Here is a 23,671-nt window from a genome sequence, read left to right on the forward strand (position 1 = left end):
CGGTGGGGGCGCGGCCGTGCGGGTGGTGGTGTCGCGGTCCGGCGGTTACTTGGCGATCAGGACCAGGACGGCGCGGCCGTGCAGCCGGTACACGGTGCCGGAGCCGCCGATCGGGGCCTCGCTGCCGGGGCGGGCGACCTGATCGGTGCCTTCGGCCCAGGTGGAGGTGTCGGTGACGCGGTACCAGGACTTGCCCGCGCCGGGGGAGGGGAGCGTGAAGTCGACGTCGCCCGACCAGCCGTTGTAGGCGACGTAGATCGCGCTGCTCGGGTCGCCGAGTTCGGTGCCGTCGTAGCGCCGGGCGAGGGCGTGGTTGCTGGGGTTGTCCCAGTAGGTGCCGTCGGGTGTGCCGCCTGCGGGGGTGAACCAGTCCAGTTCGCCCATGCCGTTGCCGTTGCCGTCGGCGGAGCTGTAGAAGTCCGCCGGGCGCAGGGCCGGGTGGGCGTTGCGGAAGGCGATCAGGCGCTCGGCGTAGGTGCGGAAGGTGCTCTGGTCGCCGGTGAGGGACGTGGTGAGCCAGTTGGCCGAGGAGTCCAGGTTGTAGGGGTTGTTGTTGCAGTTGACCGAGCGCAGGTACTCGTCGCCGCCGGTCATCATCGGCGTACCGGCCGACAGCATCAGGAACGCGAGGCCGTTGCGGGCGGCCTTGCGCTGATCGGCCGCGTTCCCACCCTGGTCCCAGGACAGGTTGTAGTCCGACCCCCCGTCGGACGGGCCGTAGGGCCAGGCCTGGGTGTTGTTCTTGGTGTTGCAGCGGTAGAGGTCGGCGAGGGTGAAACCGTCATGGGCGACCATGAAGTTGACGGAGTTGAAGGGCGCGCGGCCGCTTTGCTGGTAGAGGTCGGAGGAGCCGGCGAAGCGGGTGGCCAGGTCGCTGGGGGTGACGTTCTCCACGCCCATGGCGTTCTGGTCGCGGCGCATGGTGTCACGGAACTTGTCGTTCCATTCGGACCATCCGGCGGGGAAGTTGCCGACCTGGTAGGTGCCGCTGCCCAGGGCCCAGGGTTCGGCGATCCAGTCGGTGCCGGAGCCGCCGGCGGCGGGCCGGGCGGGCATCAGGGCCGTGATGCGGTTCAGCGCGGTGTTCGGGTCGGTGCGGCTGTACTGGAAGCAGCCGTGCTGGCAGGTGTTGCCGAGGACCGGCGCGAGGTCGAAGCGGAAGCCGTCGACGCCGAGGGTGTCCTTCCAGTACGCCAGTGAGTCGGTGATCAGGTTGCGGGTGACGGGGTTGTAGGCGTTGACGTTGCCGCCGACGCCGGTGTTGTCCCAGGGGCTCTGCATGTCGCTGGTGAGCGAGTAGTAGGTGGGGTTGTCCAGGCCACGCAGGGAGAACAGGTTGTATGTGTTCTTGTCGTTCGCGTTCCAGGGGCCGCCCTCGCCGGTGTGGTTGTAGACCACGTCCGTGAAGACCTTGATCCCGGCGTCGTGGAACGCCTTCACCATCTCCTTGAACTCGCGGGTGGGGCCTCCGGCGCTCCGGTCGGCGGCGTAACGGCGGTCCGGCGCGAAGTAGTCGAGGGTGGAGTAGCCCCAGTAGTTGTCCCCGGCCGTGCTGGTCGGGTCCGCGTCGTTGGCGTCGTTCTGCGTCTCCTGCACGGGCAGGAACTCCACCGCGGTGACGCCGAGGGCGGCGAGGTCGGCGGCTTTGAGGGCGGCGCCCTGGTAGGTGCCGCGGTAGGCGGCGGGCACGGACGGGTCGTTCTCGGTGAGTCCGCGCACGTGCACCTCGTAGACGACGTCGTCCTTCAGGGCCCGGGTCGGCTTGGTGCCGGTGCTCGTGGCGTCGGAGGCGAGGACGATGCCCTTGGGTGCCTGCGGGGCGCTGTCGACGGCGCGGTGCTGGGGGCCGGTGCCGTAGACCGAGGCGTCGGTGGTGCCGGAGGTGACCGGGTCGTGGCTCAGCTCCAAGGCGTAGGGGTCGGTCAGCAGCTTGTTCGGGTTGAAGCGGTTGCCGGCCGCGTCGACGTCCGCCACGAAGCCCGCGGTGGAGCCCTTCGTCCACGCCGGGTCGTAGGGCCAGTTGGGGCCCCAGGCCCGGTAGCCGTAGTAGAGAGGGCCGGTGATGCCGTACTGCTGCCGGATCGTCGTCACGGGGACGGTCACGGACCAGACGCCGGTCGCGGCGTCCTTGGTGAGCTGGAGGGCGGCGGCCTCCTGGCTGCCGGTGGCCGCCCGGTAGAGGTACAGGTCGATGCGGGTGGCGCGGGAGGAGTAGATCCGGAACTCCACGTTCGTGCCGGTCGCGTCGTAACGGGCGCCCAGCGGACCGCCGGCCGCGGCCGCGGCCGGGGTGGCGAGCCCGCCGGGGGTGAGCGGTGCGGCGAGGGCGGCGGTGGCGGCGAGGACCGCTGTCGCGGCACGTATGCCGAGGCGGCGTCTTCTCCGTGTGCGGGCAGGGGGGAACGAAGACACGGCGGCTCCTGAGGGCAGGCGGGGCAAGCCCCGGCGCTGGTCCCGAAGTACCGGTGGCTTGAAAGGAGTTGCTGAATCTTGCCGAAAAGTAGTGCAACATTTGAGTACCGTAAAGACCTCGCGCACGATCGGCAGGCCCCGGATCGCAGGACGGATCACGTGGCCCACGCCCCTTGCGCGCCGGGCTCGACCGGGTCCAGGATCCGTCGGGTCGCTCACCTGCAACGTCCTTGGGGCATCGGGGGATTGTCATGCTCAAAACGCGTTTCATGGCGTTGTCGGCGTTGTCCGCGCTGCTCGTCCTGCCGCTCGCGGCCGGATGCACCCATGACGGGAAGAGTGAGGGCGGCGGTGCGAAGCCGTCGGCGTCGCAGACCCGGGACGACTTCGGCTGCCTGAACGGCGATCAGCTCGACGGGTCGATCGAGTTCCAGGTGGGAGGCTTCCCGGTCGGCGGCTATCTGACGGGCAAGGGCGCCACCGGCGTCGTGCTGTCACACATGGCGAACAGCGACGTGTGCTCCTGGGTGCCGCAGGCCGACGAACTCGCCGGCGAGGGCTATCGGGTGCTGGCCGTGCAGAGCATCGGCGACGAGGTGGCGGAGATCACCGCGGCGGCCCGACTGCTGGCCGGCAAGGGCGTCACCCGCGTCATCCTCATGGGCGCCTCCAAGGGGGGCACGGCCTCGGTCGTCGCCGCCCCGAAGATCACCGAACCCCCCGTCGCCGCGGTGATCAACCTCTCCGGGCCCAGCCTCTACCAGGGCATGGACGCCGAAGCGGCCGCCGCGCACCTGACCGTCCCCGTGCTGTACGTGGCCGCGAAGCAGGACTCCGGCTTCGCCAGGGAAGTGACGGCCCAGGACAAGAAGTCCGGGAAGTCACCGGACGCGAGGCTGCACCTCGTCGACGGCAACGCCCATGGCACCGACATGTTCGGGGCCGACCCCCAGGTGTGGGAGTTCGTCAAGGCGTTCATGGCCAAGCACAGGTGACCCCGCGGGCGGTCGTCCGCCCGGTGCGCCTGTGTCACAACGGTGCGGGCCCACAGCCCGTGCCGCCGCGAGGTGGGGCGCGTCTCCATTACGGCCCTCGAAAGCCCGGTCGTAACGTTCCCGTAACTCCGAAGCCGCACACCGGAATTCGGAGACGGGCACGGCTGCCTTCCCCCTCCCCACCCGTCGCGATCACCCCAGGTGGCACGATGAACCCCACTTCACCCCCGTCCACACCCCGCCGCTCATGGCCCCGTCCCGCCTCCGCGGCGGCACTGGTCCTGTCCCTGATCGCCGTGGTCCTCGGACTCTCCCCGACTCCGGCGCAGGCCGCGAGCCTTCAGGAGGTCACGGGCTTCGGCTCCAACCCGGGCGGTCTGCGGATGTTCCAGTACGCCCCCGACAACCTGCCCTCCGGCGCGCCGCTGGTGGTGGCCCTGCACGGCTGCACCCAGAGCGCCGGCGACTACTACAGCCACTCCGGCTGGCCCAAGTACGCCGACACGTACGGCTTCGCGCTGGTCTTCCCGCAGACCAGCAGCTCCAACAACGCCAACTCCTGCTTCAACTGGTACCAGTCCTCCGACTCCACCCGTGACCAGGGCGAGGCGCTGTCGATCAGGCAGATGGTGGACTACGCCAAGTCCCACTACGGCAGCGACCCCGGCCGCGTCTACGTCACGGGACTGTCGGCGGGCGGCGGGATGACCTCGGTCATGCTCGCCGACTACCCCGACGTGTTCGCGGGCGGCGCCATCGACTCCGGCATCCCGGCGGGCTGCGCGACCGATCTCTCCAGTGGGCTGACCTGCGAGTACAACGCGGTGAACAAGACCCCGAGGCAGTGGGGCGACGCGGTCCGCAGCGCCTTTGGCGGCTGGGGCGGCCCCTGGCCGCGCGTCGCGATCTGGCAGGGCACCGGTGACACCACGGTCAACCCGGCCAACGCCACCGAGGAACGGGACCAGTGGACCGACGTCTGGGGCATCGGGCAGACGCCGTCCTCGACCACCACCCTGACCGGCGGTACCACACAGGCCGTGTACGACGACACGAACGGCAGGCCCGCGGTGGAGACCTTCTCCGTCTCCGGCATGGCACACGGCCTCGCGGTCGACCCCGGCTCCGGCACCGACCAGTGCGGCAGCACCGGGACGTACTACCTCGACTCCATCTGCTCGTCGTACTGGACCGCGAAGTTCTGGGGCCTGGACGGCTCGGACGGGGGCGGCACCGGCAGCCTCCCGGCACCCGCCGGGCTCACGGTCACCGGCACGACCGACACCACCGCGTCGCTGTCCTGGTCCGCGGTGAGCGGCGCGGCGTCGTACAACGTGTACCGCGGCGGCGGCAAGGTCGGCTCGACCGCCGGCACGTCGTACACCGACACGGGGCTCGGCTCCGGCACGACGTACACCTACACCGTCGCCGCCGTGGACTCCGGCGGCGTGGTCGGCACCCGGTCGCCGACGGTCCCGGCCACCACCACCGGGTACCAGCCGCAGTGCTTCACGGACAACAACTACAACCAGGTCGCGGCCGGTCGAGCCCACCAGAGCCTGGGCTACGTCCATGCCGACGGCTCCGACCAGAGCATGGGCCTCTACAACGTCGCCGTCACCCACACCCTTGAGGAGACCTCGTCCGGCTACTACGTGATAGCCGACTCGGGCTGCCCGTCCTGACGCCGTAGGGGCACCCTGACGCCGGGCTCATGAGCGGGCCGTCGGGTCCCGTGCCCTGCCCGGCGTTCATACTGTGCGCATGGAACGCATAGGGGGCTACCTCGTCGAGCGGAAGCTCGGTGAGGGAGGGATGGGGACCGTCTTTCTCGCGCGGACGCGGGGTGGTCGTGCGGTCGCGCTGAAGGTCGCCAAGGCCGAGCTGGCGGCGGACCCGGTCTTCCGCGAGCGGTTCCGCAGCGAGGTCGAGGCGGCCCGTACGGTCGGCGGCTTCCACACGGCGCCGGTGGTGGACGCGGACGTCGACGGGGAACCGCTGTGGCTGGCGACCGCCTACATTCCGGGACCCACCCTCGCGGCCCGGCTCGCCGCCCAAGGCGCCATGGACGAGCCACAGTTGCGGTCCCTGGCCGCCGCGCTCGCCGAGGCGCTGGAGTCCATCCACTCCTGCGGTCTGGTGCACCGCGATCTCAAGCCCGGCAACATCATCATGGCCGAGGACGGGCCGCGCGTCCTCGACTTCGGCATCGCCCGGGCCGTCGAGTCCACCCGCCTCACCGCCACCGGCACCGCCTTCGGCACGCCCGGCTTCCTCGCCCCCGAACAGGCCCTCGGCAACGATGTGACCGGCGCCGCCGACGTGTTCGCCCTCGGCGCCGTCCTGGTCGCCGCGGCCGGCGGCAGCGCCTGGGGCGAGGGCACGCCCATGGGGCTGATGTACCGCTCCGTGCACGAACCGCCGAACGTGTCCGCCGTACCCGCCGGGCTGGTGGACCTGGTGTCGGCCTGCCTGGCCAAGGACCCCGCGGACCGGCCGACGCCCACCCAACTGCTGGACCGGCTGACCGGGGAACCGCAGGAGCGGACCCCGCCGAGCGCACCGCCGTACACCCCGACGGTCGCCGCACCCGCAACGCCCGCAACGCCCCATCACCCAGCGGCACCACCCGTGTCGTCCTGGACGCCCCCGCACCATCCGGCGACGCCCGCGCAGCCCGCGATGACCCCGCACCTCCCCCCACCGCCCGCGACTGCGCCGCAGGTCCCGTACGGCTTCGGGCCGCCGCTTCCGTACGGCGCGCCGGAGGTCGAGCTCGCCGACCGGGACTCCCGGGTCGTCGTGAACGCGACCGGCGTGATCCTCGAAGTCGCCGGTGCCGCGGCGGACTTCGAGTGGGCGGAGATCGCCGGTGTCGTCCGTACGCCCTCCCCGCGCGGCAGCCGGCTCACCGTGACGGTGCGGTTGTGGGACGGCGGCGTGTACTCCTGCGAGCTGAACGCCCGCCGCTCGGCCCGGCTCGCCGAATGGATCGCACACCTCGACCACGTCCTGGGCCGCTACCTTTCCGGCAGGTAGCCGTTCAAGAACCAAGACATGGCCCGTACTTGGCTTGGACATGCCTTGTCCTGGGCACGCACCTCCTACGGGATCCGCCGAGGGGGCGGTGCCGGCAGGAGGAGGGCGTCATGGACCGTCGGATCCGGGTACGTGTCATTCGTCGGCCCGCCGCCCCGCGCGGGCAGGAGATCGACCGCAGGACGCCCTCGGGGCGCATCCTGCCGTACTGATGACCTGAAGAATCAGGATGCCCGCGCCGCCCGGGTCACCTCGGGCAGCGGGTCCGCGCGGCGGGCCACGTCGAGCAGCGCGCGCAGCGTGCGCTCGCCCGGCCCCAGCCGCGGACGCCACTGGGCGACGATGCTGACCGGGCGGATCCGCTCGGCCAGCCGCAGTTCGACCAGCTCGCCCTCCCGCAGCTCCCGGGCGACCGCCAGCTCCGGCAGCAGCGAGACACCGTGCCCGTGCCCGGCGAGGCGCAGCAGTGCGGACAACGACCCCTGGATCACCGCCAGTTGGGCCCCGGCCAGCAAGTCCGTGCCGAAGCGGTCCACCAGCATCTCCGAGGTGCACCCGGGCTCGGCCACCAGGAAGTCGTACCGCACCATCTGCTCGGGCGTCACCAGCTCCTGCCGGGCCGGCGGACGGCCGGGCCCCGCCACCAGCACCGTACGGTCGTGCCCGACGACCGCGTGCGGGCCGAGCGCGCGGACGCCGTTGTCGTACTGGACTGCCCAAGGCACGGGCGTCCATGGTCGCGGCCGCGGTGTCCTGCTTCGCCTACTTCGGCGGGATGTACATGTTCGCCGTGTGGCTGCAGCACACCTACGACCTGACCCCGCTCAAGGCCGGACCGGCCTCCCTGCCGATCGCGTTCCCCGTGTGCGTCATGCCCTTCTTCACCGGCCGGCTGGTGGCCCGCTACGGCCCCCGCCCGGTCCTGCTGACCGGCATGGCCGCCTCCGTCGTCGCCGGTGTGCTGCTGGCCTGCTGCGGCGGCCACCATCCGCCGCTGCCGCTGATCATCGCCGCCGAGCTGGCGCTCGCCGCCGCCGGCACGCCGTCCATCCCGGGCGCCGCCGCAGCGATGGCCGTCTCGGCACCGCCCGAGTACGCCGCCACCAGCCAGGGCGCGCTCAACGGCGTCCGCCGGGCGGGCTCGGCGCTGGGCGTCGCGGTGCTCGGCACCCTCGGCGCGCTCACCACCTTCGGCTACGTCCTCATCGGCATCGGCCTGCCGGCGGTGCTGCTGGTGGCCGGGTCAACGGCCGAAACCAGTGCCTGACGCCACGAACACGACGTGGCCGACGCAGAAGGACCGGACCCCACCCCAGCTCGCCGGCGCCGTCCACGATGCGCTGCAGAGCCGCTCCAGCTCGGAGCCGACGCCGAGGACGGTTTCCGGGAGGGGCGGCAGTTGGGGGACAGGACCGTCGGGCACGCGCTGCCGGGCTGCCTCAGGCGGCCAGCGGGTCGAGGACCAGCGGCTCGATCCGGCCCTCCATCATGTCCCCGAGACCCTGTACGGCACACAGTTCGGGCCGTTCGGCGATGTGCACCGGGATGCCGGTCGCCTGGCGCAGCATCTGGTCCAGGCCGGGCAGCAGCGCGGAGCCGCCGACCATCATGATCCCGCGCTCGGCGACGTCGGCCACCAGGTCGGGCGGGCAGTCGCGCAGCACCTTGCCGATCCCGTCCAGGACCGCCGTGAGCGGGGTCTGGATGGCGTTGCGCACGGCCTTGGTGTCGACGTGGACGCTGCGCGCGAGCCCGGTGGCCACGTCCCGCCCGTGGATCTCCGTCGAGGCCGGACCGTGCGGGGTGAGTCCGTTGCCGGACAGGGCGAGCTGCAGCGGCCGTACGGCCCGGCTGGGCAGTATCAGCTCGTGCTGGTGCCGCAGATGCTGCACGATCGCGTAGTCCACGGCCTCCCCGCCCACCGGGATCCGCTCGGCGACCACGATGGACCCCAGCGACAGCACGGCCACCTCCGTGGCCGCCGCCCCGCACACCATGATCATGTTGGCCTCGGGCCGCTCCACGGGCAGCCCGCATCCCACCGCGGCCGCGATGAGCGTGTCCACCAGCTCCACCCGCCGCGCCCCCAGCCCGACCAGCGTCTCGATCGTCGCCCGCTGGGCCAGCGGATCCGCGTCGTGCGGGGTGCAGGCCGCCGCGCGCAGCCGGGGCTTGCGGCGCAGCGTCCGGCGCATCTTGTCCCCGAGCAGGTGGCGCAGCATGCGCTGGGCCATCTCGATGTCGACGATCGTGCCGCCGGAGACGGGGCGTTGGACCCTGATGTAACCCGGCGTCTTCCCGGTCATCTCCGCCGCGAACTCGCCCACCGCGATGAGGGCACCGGTACGGGTGTTCACGGCCACGACCGAGGGCTGGTCGACGACGAGACCGGCACCCTTCACATACACCCGGGTACGGGCCGCACCCAGATCGACGGCGAAGTAGCAACGGCGCAGCTGCTCCAGACTGACGGTCACGGCAGATCCTCCCGAGTGCGCAGGTCTTGCGGCCGGACGGCGGCTTCTTTCGCATCCTCTGGGGGATTCCGGCGGCGCGCCTGCGGGAGGGGGCCGGGTGGGGCGCGGCTGAATGGGGGGTTTCACAGGGAGCGGGCGGCGTCGAGGAGGGGGCGCAGGCCATCCTTCCCTGGGATGCCGAGGACGGGGGTCTCGTCGATGGTCGTGCGGGTGGCGCCCACCCAGACGTACTTGACACCCAGGACGTGCGCCGCGGCCGCCTCGGCCATGGTGGTGGCGATCACCAGGCATCTGCGACGGCGGACGCGGGTGGCGCGGACGGCTTCGTCCAGTGTGTTGCCGATGGGCCTCACCGGGGAGTCGACGCCGTAGCGTCCGTGCACTCCACCTCTCAGTTCGCTCATGAGCCGACGCCGCCACAGGTACTGCTCCGCGGCCTGCCTCGCACAGTCGGCGACCACAGCGAGTGTCCGGCCCCGGTCGGCGAGGGTGCGCACCAGGAGGTCGGCGTCGGGCACGGGGCCCGCCAGCGAGGCGGCTGTCGTTTCCAGCGCCGCGAGGCGGGTGCGCAGGTCCGGTGCCGACCTGTGGAGTTCGTGTGCTTGGAGCAGGTTCACGGGATGACGCTGCGGGGAGTCGTCCAGGAACTCGAACTCCCGCCGGAGCGAGGGGACGACCTCGGCCGCCCTGCGCGCGGAGGTGAAGTCGGCCAGGAGTCCGTCGAAGCCCAGAACGACGGCCTGGGCCTTTCGGAGTGCGTCCACCAGATCGGCCCTGACCCGGCGCTTCACAGGAGCGGGCGACGCACCGGCCTTGATCAAGTCGACGGGCCAGCGGACGGTGCACCCCGATACGGCGTCGTCTCTCGGGAGGTCGTTGAACGCGACCCTCGGTGGAGTCGGCGGGTAGTTGAGCGTGAGGTGGTCCAGGTGGGAGCGCACCAACCTCTGGATGTGGCCGCGGGCTGTGCTCCCCTCGACCACGGTGGCAACGGCCGCGACCGGATCGGTGATGCGCCAGACCACCTCGCCCGTGGCCCGGAACAAGCGAACTCCGTCGACGACAGGGCCGCGTTCGTCCAGCTCCGAGCGGCGTTCGGCGAGGTTCACCTCGTAGTAGAACGTCGATCCCGCGGGCCGGTTGAGGGTGAGCCCCGTGCCGTACGTCGTGTACACGACGGCCCTGGTGCCGCCCACGGGCTCCGGGAGGGGAACCCGCGCAGGCAGGCGGAAGGGGCCTTGGACGGGATCAACCGTGTCGGCGGAGGGGGGATGGGCGAGAAGGCACCAGCCGCCTTCGGGGAAGCGGAAGCTCATGTGCTGCAGGCCCTGGACCGGGTGGCCGCCGTCGATCAGCCTGCTCCGGAGCGCGTCGGAGACGCGGACGATGCCCTGGGCGCGGTTCATGTCCCGGATGTGATCGGCGAGTTCATCTGTGGAGTGCCACACGTCCCCGTCCTCGTCGAAGAACGTCACCTGCCATCGGAGGCCGCCCGTCTCGGCGACCCGGTCCGAGAACTCCTGAAGGGTGACGGCAACCAACGGCAGCTCCGACACGCCGAGTTCGAGCCGCACGGACCATCCGTTCTCCCGCGCATCCAGCGCATAACGGGCCGGATCCAGCCCGCTCGCCACCAGCAGCCGTACGACCGCCCGGCCCAGCGCCGCCCGGTCGTCCTCATCCCCGGGTCCGTTCACGCATTCGAACAGGGCTACGGCGCGGGAGGGAGCGACGGGCTCGTCGTGCGTGTCCTCCCCGGTGAACAGGCTCTCCGGCACCTCGTCCCGCGGCAGCGGCCGCTCCTCCGCCGGGTCCTCGGGACCGTAGAGGAGCGACGGTTCCTCGGTGGGGTAGGGGCCTTCCGGCAGTTCGTCGGTGGCGGCCCAGGCGCCGTATTCCGGCCCCGCGTCGTATTCCTGGGCCCGCTCTTCCGGATCCTCGTAGTCGTCGTACTCGCCCCGCAGCTCGTGGCCGAGTGCCAGCAGCGCGGGATCGTTGCCGCCCGACCACTCGTACTCCTGGTACACCTCCAGCGCTTCTTCGATGCGGTCCAGCTTCCTCAGCGCGATCAGCAGCAGCCGACGGAAGTCCTCGTGGTCCGGGTGCACGCGCAGGAGGTCGCCGAGGTCCGTGGCCGCGCGCTCGTACTCGCCCATCTCCAGGTCGACTTCGGCCCGCTTGCGGCACAGGCCGAGCTGGAACTGGCGGAGGCTGGTACGGGCCGTACGGGCCGCGGGGCCCGGGACGTCCGCGAGGGGGCCCGCGCTGCGCCACAGGCGCAGGGCCGACTCCAGGCAGTCCCGTGCCTGCTCGAGGGATCCCTGATCGGCCAGGGCGGTGGCCGTGCGCTCCAGTTCCTCGCAGTGGACCAGGTCCACGTAGTCGGCGCTGGTGTGCAGGGCATAGCCGTCGGGGAGGGTCGCCAGCGTGCCGGGGCCCAGGGCGTTCCGCAGCCGGGAGGCGACTCGGCCCAGGACCGCCACGGCGTCCTCCGGCTCGTCACCGCGGTCCCACAGGCCGGTCCTGAACTGTTCGTAGGTCACCGTGCGGCCGTTCCGGAGCAGCAGGAGGGCCAGAGCGGCCTGCTCAAGAGGTGCGAACTCCGGTGTGCGCACCGGGAGTTCCGCGCACATCGGGCCCAGGACGTAGTAGAACCGCCGGCCGTAGGCCTCCCGGGCCCGCAGCAGCAGTTCCTCGCGCGTGAGCAGGTCAGCGCCGCGTTCCTGGTCCTCCAGTGACGATGACATCAGCAGGTTGAACGCACGGGCGTAGGAATCCTGCAAGGTCCGCGGCAGTCGTCCCAGCTCGTCGGGCCAGACGGGCAGAGTCAGCCGGGAGGTCCCCGCGGTCAGCTGCAGCAGCAGTTCGCACAGCGCCCGCAGGTCCTCGGCCCGCCCCTCCGGCCCCGAGGTACGGCCCGGCTCGCGGACGGCGAGCTTGGCGGCGCCGCCGGGCAGCAGCATGATCTGGGACGGGCCGATTCCGCCATGCGTGAGGCCGGCCCCGTGGAGGGCCGTGACGGCGTGGGCGAGCTCACTCGCGATCGAGGCCACCAACGGCGGCGGAAGGAGATAGCCGCTGCGCGCCGCCAGAGTCCTCTGGGCGACGCCGTCCAGATACTCCATGGCGACATACGGGACGTCACCCTCGATCCCGAAGCCACGGACGGGCACGAGGTTCGGGTGGACCAGTTCCTTCAGCCGGGCCGCATCCCGCAGAAAGGCCTCCCGGCGGGCCGGCTCGGCGACCGGCTCCAGCAGCCGCAACGCCACTCGCTCCGAATCCGCCACGCCCTCGGCCAGCCACACCGACCCGCCCGGAGCGAGCCGCCGCACCAGCCGGTACTCGCCGTACCGGCCCGCCGGAGCGGCGGTCTGCCCGGTCAGTCGGCGTACGGTCTCCGGCCGGACCGTCGCGATCGCCTCCCCGTCGGCCCCCACCGGTCCCGCACCGCCGGTCGCGGGCGTCACCGCCCGGAACTCCCCGGGTGCCGCCCCCGCCCGCTCCTCGATCAACCCGCCCACTCGCGCGAGCAGTTCCGTCGTACGGCCCCGGGACGAGCGCGGCAGGCTGCGCAGGAGCAGGTCCCGTACACCCGGCCGGAAGGCGTACGAACCCGGGGGGCCGGAGACCGAGGTCAGGAGACCGCTGAGGATCACCTCGGCCAGGTGCTGCGGGCGCGGGTCGGCTTCCACCGCGCGCTGGACCAGGCGCATCACCGGCAGGTCGGGGCGGCCGAGGGTCAGATGGCCGGCCAGCCGGAAGGCCTCGGGGGAGGAGGCCGCCCGGAAGCGGAGGACCAGTTCCTCCGGGGAGAGCTGTGAGATGTCCGTACGTGTCTTCGGGGCCAGGGGACGGTCCAGCAGCGCCGCCGAGCCGGGGAACGCCGTCCCACCCGCCGCGGTCAGCAGGCCCGCCCAGTTCGCCAGCCACTTCGGGTCCGGCTCCAGCACGGGCAGCGGCAGGCCGTCGGCGGGGGTGTCGTCGTACGTGTCGTACGGCGCGAAGGTCAGGGCGGCCGTCGGTGCGGCCGGATGCGGTGCCGACAGGAGGCCCGGGGCAGCCGGCAGCGCGGTGTCGCGCCACAGGTGCTCGGGGAGGGGCTGGACGACGGCGACGGGCAGCTGCCGGATCCAGCGGCGCAGGGTGCCGTTCCAGCGCTGTCCCGCCTTGCCCGGCCGCCACTGCGGGCCCATGCAGTCGCTGATCACGAGGGTGACCGTGCGGCCGTCGGCGGGAGTGTGCGTGCCGTGGCCGTGGACCGTGCCGTCGGGTGCGGCACGAAGGAGGGTCACGGTGCGGAAGATGCCCGACTGGGCCAGGGCCGTGTGCAGTTCGCGGACCAGAGGGCGCCAGACGGGCATCGTCGGGCCGGTGTCGTACACCAGGTTCAGCCGCAGCCAGCGCTCGCGGGCGGGGCGCAGCACCGGCAGCCACCACTCGGGGGCCGCGCCGAGGCGGGCGATGCGGTCGGCCGTGGCCCGCTCGTCCAGGCGGTGACCGGAGGGGGCGTCGGTACGGCGTTTGAGGGGGCGGAGTGCGCGTTGCAGCCCCAGCGGGTGGCGGAGCATCGGGGGCGCCGGTGCCAGGAGGGAGGCGTGCGCGCCGCGTGCGGAGGGGGCGGGGGACGGCAGGTGGAGCGGGGCGCGGGCGGATACCCGGGGTGCGGCCGGGGTGGGTTCCGGTGCCGGCGGGGTGGTCGCAGGTTCGTCCGTCGGGGGCGGGAGCCGCTGCTGGGGTACGTCCGGTGCGGGATCCGGGGGAGCGGGACGAGGTGTCTCGCCCCTCGGTTCCAACTGCCCGGCCAGCCACAGCAGTTCCGCCAGCTCCAGCGAGGTCGGGCGCACGCCGCCCCGCGCCTCGGCCAGTACGTCGGCCAGGCGGGCGAGCGGGTCCGGGGAGCCGGGACGGTCAGAAGGCATCGGGGCGCTGGACCTCGCCGAGGTACGGCATGAGCTGTTCCGCCAGGCCGTTCAGGGAGTCCGCCGGCAGGTCGGAGGAGCGGGCCAGGTAGATCGCGTTGAGCAGCTGGTCGGTGGCCAGGTCGCCGCCGTCCACGCGGGACAGGAACCGGTCGATCAACTCCCGTGCATAGCCGTCGGGTTCGCCGTCGAAGTGGGCCCGGACGATGTCGGCGAGGTGGGAGTCGTCGGGCTGGCGCAGCCGCAGGGTGACGCAGCGGCGCAGGAAGGCGGGCGGGAACTCGCGCTCGCCGTTGCTGGTGAGGACGACGAAGGGGAAGGCCCGGCAGCGGACCCGGCCGCGTTCGACGGGGACGCGTTCGTGGGTGCCGTCGACCATGACCATGGCCTTCGGATCCTGGGCGCCGGACCCGGACGACCGGACCAGCTCGGGGATCTCGTACTGGCCCTCCTCCAGGGTGTTCAGCAGGTCGTTGGGCAGGTCCAGGTCGCTCTTGTCGATCTCGTCGATGAGCAGGGCGCGGGGGCGGGCGTAGGGCAGGAGCGCGGTGCCCAGGGGGCCCAGGCGCAGGTGGTCCTCGATGCCCGACTCGGGGGCGGCGGGGGCGTCCGGTTCGAGGGTCGCCGCCTGGCGGGCCGCGTACAGGCGGGAGAGGGGGTCGTACTGGTACAGGCCGTCGTGCAGGGTGCTGCGGCTGGTGATGTTCCAGCGCAGGACCGGGCCGAGCTTCAGCTCGCGGGCCACCGCGTAGGCCAGGGAGGACTTGCCGGTGCCGGGCGGCCCGGTGACGAGGAGGGGACGGCGCAGGTAGAGGGCCGCGTTGACCAGCTGGACGGTCTGCTGGGTGGCCCGGTAGGCCGCGGCACGGTGGGTGCGGTCGGGGGAGGTGGCCGCGGTGTCGGCTTCGGCGGCGGGTGTGTCCAGCGCGGGGCCGCCGTCGAAGGCCCGCCAGGGCGGGGGAGCGGGCAGCTCGGTGATGCCGTCGTGCGGCTCCTTCGTGCCGGTGTACACGGGCCAAAGGGGCATGGGTTCCTTCTCCGTTGGGGCTGCTCAGTCGACGGGGGAGTGCAGGCTGGTGGCGGGCTCGGGAAAGCAGCGCGGATCGTCCCAGAGCAGCTGGATGTCCCGAGCCCAGTGCCGCTCGGGCTCGGCGTCGGCCTCCGCGTCCTCGCGCAACGCCTGGATGTGCCGGGGGAGTTCGGCCGGCGGGACACCCTCGACATACGGGGCGAGCGCGTCGAGGAACGCGGTGCCGGCGCAGGGCGCGGGGTGCTCGGTGGTGCCGGAACAGCCCGCGCGCGGCCACAGCAGGACCGGCACGGGCATGTTCAGGCCGACCTCGAAGTGCTTCGGTACGGCGGTGGGCGGGGCGCCATAGCCCGCCAGGCCCGCGCTCTTCTCGCGCAGGCGTTTGCGCAGTCCGAGGGGGTGTTCCTGGGTGCCGCAGCCGATCCGGTGCAGGGCGGTGCCGGAGCTCGTCGCCAGCTTCTGCCACTTCTTGCCGAGCTGGTGGCGCATCCGGCCGCTGTGATGCCGGTAGTGGTCGGTGACGACCACCGGGTGGGCGCAGCCGAGGGGGGTGGAGTCGTCCACGCTGCACGCCCAGTGCGCCACCGGCAGGTTCAGCCAGTCCCGGGGCAGCACGAAGGTCAGCAACTCGTCTGCATCCGGCGCGAGTTGCTTGAACGCGCGGTCGATGCCGCGCTGGACGTGCTCCTGCACCTCGGCGCGCGGCAGCCGGACGGTGCCGACCGGCCGGCGCCGTCCGCCGCGGTACGCCGACACCGCGACCGTGACCTGGTCGGTGCCCGCGCCGCTGCGGTCGATCTCGACGAGGATCGGGGCCCAGTCGGCGGCGGGCGCCTCCCGTACGGCGGGTTCGGTGGGCTCGTCGAGCAGCTCCGTCAGCCGGTCGGCGAACCGCGCCAGGGCCTCGGCCGACTGCTCGACCTCCCACTGCACATAGCCGACCGCCGCCCGCAGCGACTCGAATCCGCCCGGGGGCAGATCGGGCCCGAAGTCGCCCACGGCGTCCACGAACAGCTGGTCCGGGGAGCAGGCGAGACCGGTGGCCTCGGCCCGCCGCACCAGCTCGTACACCGTGCCGGTCGGGTCCGGGCCGTCGTCGCGGGCCGGGACCAGCTCGCCGAGTCCGGGCCAGTGGCGGGCCAGCACCTCGGTGGGCAGCATCCGGGCGACCCGTACCCCGTGCTCGCCGGCCACCTGCGCGACCATGCCGGCCACCCTGCCGTCGGGAAGGGTGGCCGCGGCCCCGCTGAAGCCGTGCGTCAGCGGCTGCCCGTGCGCCGTGACGGCCTCCAGCTGCACCCATTCGTCCGCGATCCGTGTGGTGGACACCGCCCGGTACTCGGCGAGCTGACCCTCGTCGTACCCCTCCGGGAAGCCGTAGGCGACCAACACCTGTGAGGCCAGGTGTGGTTCGCCACCGGGTGGAGCGAACCGGGCAACGCCGACCGGTACTTCACCGGCCAGCTCGAGTACGGCCAGATCACCGGGGTCGGTGTCGCCCCCCGCCCAGCCTCCGCGCACCGCCACGACCGCAGGCAGCACGCCCAGGTCCGGCCGGTTCGGGAACGAGACCGTCAGCGGCCCCGGCTCGCTGCCTTGCACGACATGCGCGCAGGTCAGAACCGTACGGGGAGCTACCAGGAAGCCCGCTCCGGCCACCGCGCCCCCGCACTCCACCCGAGCGTGCCAGGCCGCGCCGCTCATGACCGGGCGGCGGGCTCCGGACCCGCGCCGGACGCGGCAGGACCGGTGCCGTCCACGGCAGGACCCCCGCTGCCCGCGACAGCACCCGCACCGTCCGCGGCAGCCGGCGTCGCCGTACCCTTCGACGACCAGCTCAACTTGACCACCAGCTGCCCCTCCGCCGCCCCCTTGGCGATGACTGCCCCGGCCTCGGCGCTCAGCTTCACGCCGAACTCCAGCTCCACGGAGTCGGGTCGCAGCGTGCCGTCGCGGAAGACGCGGAGCGCGGACTGGGCCGCCGAGCGGACGCCGTCCAGGGTGCCCTCGAAGGTGCGGGCGGCCTGGGCCGCCGGGCCGCCGTTCTCGCCGCGGGAGACGAGCCGGGTGCCGCTCGCGCCGTCCGTGGCCTCCACCACGACGACGGCGCCGTCCTCGGTGGTGAACTCCATCAGCTTGTTCATGGCGCCTTACCCCCGTGTTCCTGATCGACGGCCAACTCCATTGTTGCGGACGGGGAGTGGGACTGTCCCCGGTTCGACCCGTACCGCGCGCCGCCGGTGGCGGGAAACCGCCAGGACGCCTTTCCGCCACCGACGGTCAACACCCCTGCAACAAACGGCACATGACACTCGACCCAGCACTCGGCGCACTCGACACGAGAAGAGGCGTGGATGACCAGAGGAACAGTCAGCCGCGGAGCGGCGCTGCTGTCGGCGGGGCTGGTGATCGCCCTGTTGCCGACGGGTTCGGCGGGCGCGCGAGAGGCCGTCACCGCGGCCGAGCGCACCCCCGGCTCAGCCACCACCACCACCGTCACCCTCGTCACCGGCGACAAGGTGACCGTCACCGACTTGGGAGGCGGCCGCAGGACGGTCACCGTGCAGCGGCCCCGGGGGGCCACCGGTGCCGTACGGACCCGGACGAACGACGGCGACATCACCGTCGTACCGGACGAGGCGCTGCCCTATCTGCGGGCCGGCACCCTGGACCGGCGGCTGTTCGACGTGAGCGGGCTGATCCGGCAGGGGTTCACGGACGCCGAGGCGGACGCGTTGCCACTGATCGTCACCTACGGCAGGTCCCGCTCCGCCGCCACCCCGGCCGGCGCCGAGCGGACCCGGACCTTGCCGAGTCTGCGCGGGGCCGCCGTCGAGGCCCACCGGGGGCGCACCTTCTGGCGGTCCTTCACACGCGGCGACAGTGTCGGCAGGGTCTGGCTCGACGGGCGCGTCAAGGCCGACATGGCCGAGAGCAACGCCCAGATCGGGACGCAGTCGGCCTGGGACGCCGGGCTCACCGGCAAGGGCGTCACCGTCGCCGTCCTCGACACCGGCGCCGACCTGAGCCACCCCGACCTCAAGGACCGGGTGACCACCACCAAGAGCTTCATCGACGGGCAGGAGGTCGCCGACCGCAACGGCCACGGCACCCACACCACCTCCACCGTCGGCGGCAGCGGCGCCGCCTCCGACGGCAAGGAGAAGGGGGTCGCGCCCGGCGCCACCCTCGCGGTGGGCAAGGTGCTCAGCGACCAGGGCTCGGGCAGCGAGTCCCAGATCATCGCGGGCATGGAGTGGGCGGCGCGGGACGTGCACGCCCGGGTGATCTCCATGAGCCTGGGCTCGACCGAGGCCAGCGACGGCACCGACCCCATGGCCCAGGCGGTGAACACCCTCTCCGAGGAGACCGGCGCCCTCTTCGTCATCGCCGCCGGCAACACCGGCACCCCGTCCTCCATCGGCTCGCCCGGCGCCGCCGACGCGGCCCTCACCGTCGGCGCGGTGGACTCCGCCGACCAGGCCGCCTACTTCACCAGCGCCGGACCCCGCTACGGCGACAACGCCCTCAAGCCGGACATCTCCGCGCCCGGCGTCGGCATCCTCGCCGCCCGCTCCCAGCTCGTCTCCGGCAGCGGCTACTACACCTCCATGAGCGGTACGTCCATGGCGACCCCGCACGTCGCGGGAGCGGCCGCCCTGCTCGCCGAGGAGCATCCCGAGTGGACCGGCGCGCAGCTGAAGGACGCGCTGATGTCCAGCTCCGAGCGACTCGACGCGTCCGCGTACGAGCTGGGAGCGGGCCGGCTCAGCGTCGCCGGCGCCGTGCAGGCGGACGTCACCGCCACCGGCAGCGCCGACCTCGGCTTCTACAGCTGGCCGTACGACCGGAACAAGCCCGTCACCCGGACCCTCACCTACCGCAACTCGTCCGGCCGGGACGTACAGCTGAAGCTCTCCGCGCAGGGTGCCCCGGACCGCGTCGCCACCCTGGCCGACTCCACCCTCACCGTCCCCGCGCACGGCACCGCCTCCACCACCGTGACCGGTGACGGCTCCAAGGCACCGGTCGGCGAGACCAGCGGCCAGATCGTGGCCGCCGACATGGACGGCACTCCGCTCGCGCACACCGTGTTCGGGATGGTCAAGGAGGAGGAGCGGTACACGCTCACCGTCCACGTGAAGGACCGCGACGGCGCGCCCACCGCCGCCTACCTCGCCGTGCAGACGCTCGCCGCGGGCGTGGACGCGTACACCGCGCAGGTCGGCGACTCCGGCACCCTGAAGCTGCGCCTGAAGCCGGGCACCTACAGCCTCACCTCCTTCCTCGACGTACGCGGCACTCACGGCGCCGACTCGCTCGGCCTCGGCTTCCTCGCCGCCCCCGGGATCACCCTCGACCGGGACCGCGAAGTCACCCTGGACGGGCGGATGTTGCGCGAGATCAAGGCGGACGTCGACCGGCGCACGGAGACCCAGCAGCTGATCATGGAGTACGACCGCGAGGCGAACGGCTCCGACCTGTTCGACGCGGTCCAGGTGCCCCTGACCTACGACAGTGTCTTCGCCGCACCCACCCGGAAGGTCACCCAGGGCACCTTCGAGTACCGGACCGTGTGGCGGCTCGGCAAGCCGATGCTGGAGGTCAAGGGCGTGGGTGACGCGACCGTGCAGCCGGGCGGCACGCTCATCGAGGGGCGGACCCGGCTGCCGCTGGTGGACGTCGGGGACGGACCGTTCACCGGGGTGTCGGGCAAGGCGGTGCTCGCGCGGCTCGCCGACGGCGCCGACCCGGCCGCATTCGCCCAGGCCGCCCAGGACGCGGGCGCCAAGGCCCTGTTCGTGACGGACGACGTACCCGGCCGGCTGATGCGCTGGTGGGGCACCGCCGACGGCGCCGACCGGCCCCTGCAGATCGCCACCGTCGACGCGGCGGACGCGGCGCGGCTGCGTGCGGCGGGCACGGCCGACATGACCGGCACCCGCAACTCGCCGTACACGTACGACCTGTCCCAGGGCCACCGGGGTGCGATCCCGGACCGTGACCTCACCTTCGCCCCCACCGGCAGCCAACTGGCCGCCGTACGCGTCAGGTTCCACGCGGCCCAGCCGGTGAGCGGCGGCGAGTTCCGGTACTCGATCACCGACACCTTCAAGCTCGGACTCGGCTTCCAGCAGCGCGTCGACTTCCCCGCCGAGCGCACCGACTACGTCTCCACCGGCCCCGGCCAGCGCTGGCACGAGTCCGTCACCGCGCGCGACGGCGCCCTCGAAGAGCGCAGCGGGCTGGTGCGCTACGAGGGCGGAACCCGGACGGAGCGGAACTGGTTCCGGCCCGTGTGGCACCCGTGGCTGGGCACCGGGCTCGGCTGGGGCCAGCAACGCGCGGGCAACGAGATCCAGTTGAACACCCCCGGCTGGGGCGACTCCGGGCCCGACCACACCGGCTTCGGTGACGCGTGGAGCCCGGACAGCGGGATGACCCAGAAGACCGCCGTCTACCTGGACGGCACCCTGGTCGACCGGGTGCGCACCGGCTCGGCCGCCTACGTCTGGAGCGCGCCCGCCGACGAGCACACCTACAGGGTGGTCACCGACACCGCGCTGGACGCCGGCGCGTGGCAGCCCGCCTCGAAGGGCCACAGCGAGTGGACCTTCCGTTCGGCCGCCACCCCGGCCGACCACTGGACCTACCTGCCGCTGATCAACCTCGCCTTCGACATCGACACCGACCTCGCCGGCAAGGTGCCCGGCGGGCGCCGCGTCCCGGTCGGACTCGGCGCCGAGTACGTGGCGAAGGCGGCCGGCACCGGAACCCTCGGCGGCGGCAGGCTCGAGGTGTCGTACGACGACGGCACGACCTGGCGGACGGTCCCCCTGACCACCGGCCCGGGCGCCTCCTGGCGCGGCACGCTGACCGTGCCGCGCGGCGCCGCCCATGTCTCCCTGCGGGCCTCGGCCCACGACGACAGGGGCGGCTCGGTGACCCAGGAGATCATCCGGGCGGTGGCGGTGAGGTAGCTCAGGGACGAGGGTGGTCCGCGGCGGCGGTGACGTCGACGATGCCCCGGACCACCCCCAGCTCCACCAGGTCCTGCGGCCGGATGCGCAGCTGCCCCGCGGTCGCCTCCACCTCCTCGGGCGGGCGCTTGAGGATCGCCGCCGCGAGTTCGGGGGCGATCACCGAGAAGTAACTGTCCGGCGTGGTCCAGGTGTTGCCGGGAGCGGCCAGTGCGAGCGCCCCGCCGGAGCCGCCCTCGCCGACGACCAGCGTGGTGATCGGCACCCGGGCGGCGGCCACCGCCCCGAACACCTCGGCGATCGCCGCCCCGGCACCCTGCCGCTCCGCCTCGGCGTCGTTGGCCGCGCCCGGTGTGTCCACCAGCGTCAGCACCGGGATGCCGAGCCGGTCCGCGAGCCGGATCAGCCGGGCCGCGGTGCGATACCCGGCGGGCCGGGTGGCCGCCCCGGTCTGCGCCGCGTACGCCACGGTACGGCCGTTTCGCTCACCGAACCCGCACAGCATGCCGTCGGGATCCGTACCGCCGCAGCGGTCGCCGCTGAGAGAGATCCGGTGGGTGAAGTAGGCGTCCAAGTAGGCCTGCGCACGAGGGCGTTCGGGGGAGCGGGCGCGGCGGACGGCTTCCCAGCCGGTGGCCGGGAGGCCCGGGGTGCCGAGGGCCCGGGGTGCCGGGGCCTCCGCCGCCGGGGTGGTGAGCAGCCGCAGCCAGCGCCCCAGCGTCTCCCGCAGCTCCTCGGGCCGTACCACCGCGTCCGCCGACCCGACCGCCACCTGCGCCTCGGCCGTGTAGGCGGCCGGGTCCGCGTCCGGGGGCCGGACCCGGGAACCCGCGAAGCCCACCTGGGCGCCCGGCAGCGCCAGGATCACATCGGCTCCGGCACCGAGGGTGGCCCAGCCGCCGCCGGTCGTGGGGTCCCGCAACACCGCGATCTGCGGCAGGCCCGCTTCCCGGGTGAGCGCCGACTCGCGGGCCACGCGCTGCAGCTGGGTCAGCGCCAGCATGCCCTCCTGCATCCGGCTGCCGCCGGTGGCGACCAACGGCACGACCGGGAGCCGGTGGGCACGGGCGTGGTGGTACGCCGCCTCCAGACGGTCGCCGGTGCGCTCGCCCAGGGAACCGCCCAGGTAGCCGAACTCGAACGCGATCAGTACGGCCCGGGTGCCCCCGACGGTCGCGGTGCCGCAGACGACGGACTCCTCCTCGCCGGTGCGCTCGGCGGCACGGGCGCGCGAGGCGTCGTAACCCTCCCAGTCGAGCGGGCCGTCCGCATTCGGTTCCCTTATCAGGCCGGGGAGTTCGCCGAAGGTCGCCTCGTCCGCGACCAGGGTCAGGATCTCCCGCGCCGACAGTCGCTCAGGCATCGGCCACCAGCGCCCGCTTCATGATCTTCCCCATGTCGTTGCGGGGGAGCGCGTCCAGGTAGCGGACCACGCGCGGCCGTTTGTGCGGCGCCAGCCGCCGGGCCACATGATCGGCCAACTCCTCGGCGGCGGGCGGCGACTGTGGGTCGGCCGGGACGATCCACGCCACGATCCGCTCGCCCAGGTCCGCGTCCGGCTCCCCGGTGACCGCCGCCTCCCGCACCCCCGGATGCTCCAGCAGCGCGTTCTCGATCTCGCCCGCCCCGATCTTGTAGCCGCCGCTCTTGATCAGGTCGGTGGCCTTGCGCCCGACGATCCGGACGTATCCGTCGCTCTCCCGCACCGCCATGTCGCCGGTGCGGAACCAGCCGTCGGCGGTGAAGGCCGCGGCGGTCGCGTCGGGCCGGTTCAGGTACTCGGTGAACAGGTTCGGGCCGCGCACCTGGATCTCGCCGACGGTCTCCCCGTCGTACGCCGCCACCTCTGTGCCGTCCTCCTCGACCAGCCGCAGCTCCACGCCCGGCAGCGGCACGCCGACGGTCCCAGCGCGCACTTCTCCGTCGGCCCGCACGCTGGTGTTCATCAGCGTCTCCGTCATGCCGTACCGTTCGATCACCCGCCGGCCGGTCGCCGCCGCGATCCGCTCGTGGTCGTGCACGGGCAGCGCGGCCGAGCCGGAGACCAGCAGCCGGGCGCCGGCCAGGGCCTTGGCCAGCTCCGGGTCGTCCGGGAGGGCCTCGGCGATGCGGTGGTACATCGTCGGCACCCCGAACAGCATGGTCGCGCCGCCGTTCAGCTCCCGGGCCACGCCCTCGGTACCGAACCGCCCCAGGTGCCGCACCGAGCCGCCGCGCCGCAGCGGGCCGAGGACGCCCAGCACGAGCCCGTGCACATGGAACAGGGGCAGGCCGTGCACCAGGACGTCGTCCCCGGTCCACTGCCAGGCGTCGGCGAGCGCGTCCAGGGTCGCGGCGAGCGCCCGGCGCGGAATGACCGCACCCTTGGGTGGACCGGTGGTGCCGGAGGTGTAGACGACCAACGCCGGGCTACTGTCGGAGGCCTGCTCCTCCGGGACGGTGCCCGTCTCGGACGCGTTCACGTCGAGGCGGACCAACTCGCGCAGGACGGCGGGAAGTTCCGCACCGGGTGCCGCCAGGATCAGGTCCGGCGCGCTGTCGTGGACGATGTGCGCCAGCTCCTTCTCGCCCGACTTGGGGTTGAGCGGCACCGCCGCCACCCCGGCGAGCAGTGCGCCCGTCACCGCCACGGCGGTCTCCAGCTCCGGGGTCGCCCACACGGCCACCCGGCCGGCCCCGCGGATCCGCGCGGCGAGCGCACCCGCCGCGCCCGCGAGTCCGCCGTACGTCAACGACCGTTCGCCGAACTGCAGGGCGACCCGGTCACCGGGACCGTCCGCCAGGGCGGGAAAGAGGGAGGACACGCGGCGCACTC

14 protein-coding genes are annotated in these 23,671 nt (G+C 72.9%); 5 read left to right on the top strand and 9 right to left on the bottom strand.

Going from position 1 to position 23,671, the window contains the following annotated elements:
* Window positions 1-45: 45 nt before the first annotated feature.
* Window positions 46-2,412, bottom strand: a complete 2,367-nt coding sequence (locus tag ACWC5O_RS22245) for an alpha-amylase family glycosyl hydrolase (protein WP_450591109.1) — start codon at window positions 2,410-2,412, stop codon at window positions 46-48.
* Between the two features lie 251 nt (window positions 2,413-2,663).
* Between ACWC5O_RS22245 and ACWC5O_RS22250 the strand changes: the two genes are divergently transcribed.
* From ACWC5O_RS22250 to ACWC5O_RS22260, 3 genes are all read left to right on the top strand, one after another.
* Window positions 2,664-3,407: an alpha/beta hydrolase gene (locus ACWC5O_RS22250; RefSeq protein ID WP_450591110.1), complete on the top strand. Its 744-nt coding sequence runs from the start codon at window positions 2,664-2,666 to the stop codon at window positions 3,405-3,407.
* Window positions 3,408-3,616: 209 nt separating this feature from the next.
* Complete coding sequence (locus ACWC5O_RS22255; RefSeq protein ID WP_450591111.1) at window positions 3,617-5,092, top strand: extracellular catalytic domain type 1 short-chain-length polyhydroxyalkanoate depolymerase; 1,476 nt, start codon at window positions 3,617-3,619, stop codon at window positions 5,090-5,092.
* A gap of 79 nt (window positions 5,093-5,171) precedes the next feature.
* Window positions 5,172-6,446 carry a protein kinase domain-containing protein gene (locus ACWC5O_RS22260; RefSeq protein ID WP_450591113.1) on the top strand — a complete coding sequence of 425 codons (1,275 nt, stop codon included), beginning with the start codon at window positions 5,172-5,174 and terminating at the stop codon, window positions 6,444-6,446.
* 224 nt (window positions 6,447-6,670) lie between these two features.
* On the opposite strand, the gene ACWC5O_RS22265 is transcribed toward ACWC5O_RS22260, so the two are convergent.
* A complete protein-coding gene (locus ACWC5O_RS22265) occupies window positions 6,671-7,171 on the bottom strand; it encodes a LysR substrate-binding domain-containing protein (RefSeq protein WP_450591115.1) in 501 nt (166 codons plus the stop codon).
* A gap of 8 nt (window positions 7,172-7,179) precedes the next feature.
* On the opposite strand from ACWC5O_RS22265, the gene ACWC5O_RS22270 reads away from it, so the two are divergent.
* The gene (locus ACWC5O_RS22270; RefSeq protein ID WP_450591116.1) at window positions 7,180-7,713 is read left to right on the top strand and encodes an MFS transporter; all 534 of its coding nucleotides are present in this window, start codon (window positions 7,180-7,182) and stop codon (window positions 7,711-7,713) included.
* Between the two features lie 172 nt (window positions 7,714-7,885).
* On the opposite strand, the gene mreB is transcribed toward ACWC5O_RS22270, so the two are convergent.
* The 5 genes from mreB to ACWC5O_RS22295 all read right to left on the bottom strand — a co-directional run bounded on the left by mreB (window position 7,886) and on the right by ACWC5O_RS22295 (window position 17,019).
* Entirely contained in the window at window positions 7,886-8,923 is a 1,038-nt protein-coding gene (mreB, locus tag ACWC5O_RS22275; RefSeq protein ID WP_450591118.1) for a rod shape-determining protein MreB, read from the bottom strand.
* Between the two features lie 122 nt (window positions 8,924-9,045).
* The gene (locus tag ACWC5O_RS22280) at window positions 9,046-13,845 is read right to left on the bottom strand and encodes an SAV_2336 N-terminal domain-related protein (RefSeq protein WP_450591119.1); all 4,800 of its coding nucleotides are present in this window, start codon (window positions 13,843-13,845) and stop codon (window positions 9,046-9,048) included.
* Complete coding sequence (locus tag ACWC5O_RS22285) at window positions 13,835-14,872, bottom strand: AAA family ATPase (RefSeq protein ID WP_450591121.1); 1,038 nt, start codon at window positions 14,870-14,872, stop codon at window positions 13,835-13,837. Before ACWC5O_RS22285 ends, ACWC5O_RS22280 begins: the two co-directional genes overlap by 11 nt.
* Before the next feature lie 24 nt (window positions 14,873-14,896).
* Window positions 14,897-16,579, bottom strand: coding sequence for a VMAP-C domain-containing protein (locus ACWC5O_RS22290; RefSeq protein WP_450591122.1), 1,683 nt, complete (start codon window positions 16,577-16,579; stop codon window positions 14,897-14,899).
* Window positions 16,576-17,019: a CU044_2847 family protein gene (locus ACWC5O_RS22295; protein WP_450591124.1), complete on the bottom strand. Its 444-nt coding sequence runs from the start codon at window positions 17,017-17,019 to the stop codon at window positions 16,576-16,578. The genes ACWC5O_RS22290 and ACWC5O_RS22295 overlap by 4 nt, the downstream gene beginning before the upstream one ends.
* Window positions 17,020-17,229: 210 nt before the next feature.
* Here ACWC5O_RS22295 and ACWC5O_RS22300 point away from each other — a divergent pair, with 210 nt between their 5' ends.
* A complete protein-coding gene (locus tag ACWC5O_RS22300; RefSeq protein WP_450591126.1) occupies window positions 17,230-20,856 on the top strand; it encodes a S8 family serine peptidase in 3,627 nt (1,208 codons plus the stop codon).
* Between the two features lies 1 nt (window position 20,857).
* Here ACWC5O_RS22300 and ACWC5O_RS22305 read toward each other — a convergent pair whose 3' ends face one another.
* Both ACWC5O_RS22305 and ACWC5O_RS22310 read right to left on the bottom strand, forming a co-directional pair.
* Window positions 20,858-22,219, bottom strand: a complete 1,362-nt coding sequence (locus tag ACWC5O_RS22305; protein ID WP_450591127.1) for a carboxyl transferase domain-containing protein — start codon at window positions 22,217-22,219, stop codon at window positions 20,858-20,860.
* Entirely contained in the window at window positions 22,212-23,660 is a 1,449-nt protein-coding gene (locus ACWC5O_RS22310) for an acyl-CoA synthetase (RefSeq protein ID WP_450591129.1), read from the bottom strand. The genes ACWC5O_RS22305 and ACWC5O_RS22310 overlap by 8 nt, the downstream gene beginning before the upstream one ends.
* Between the last annotated feature and the right edge of the window lie 11 nt (window positions 23,661-23,671).

The sequence above is a fragment of the Streptomyces sp. NPDC001450 genome, assembly GCF_053597295.1.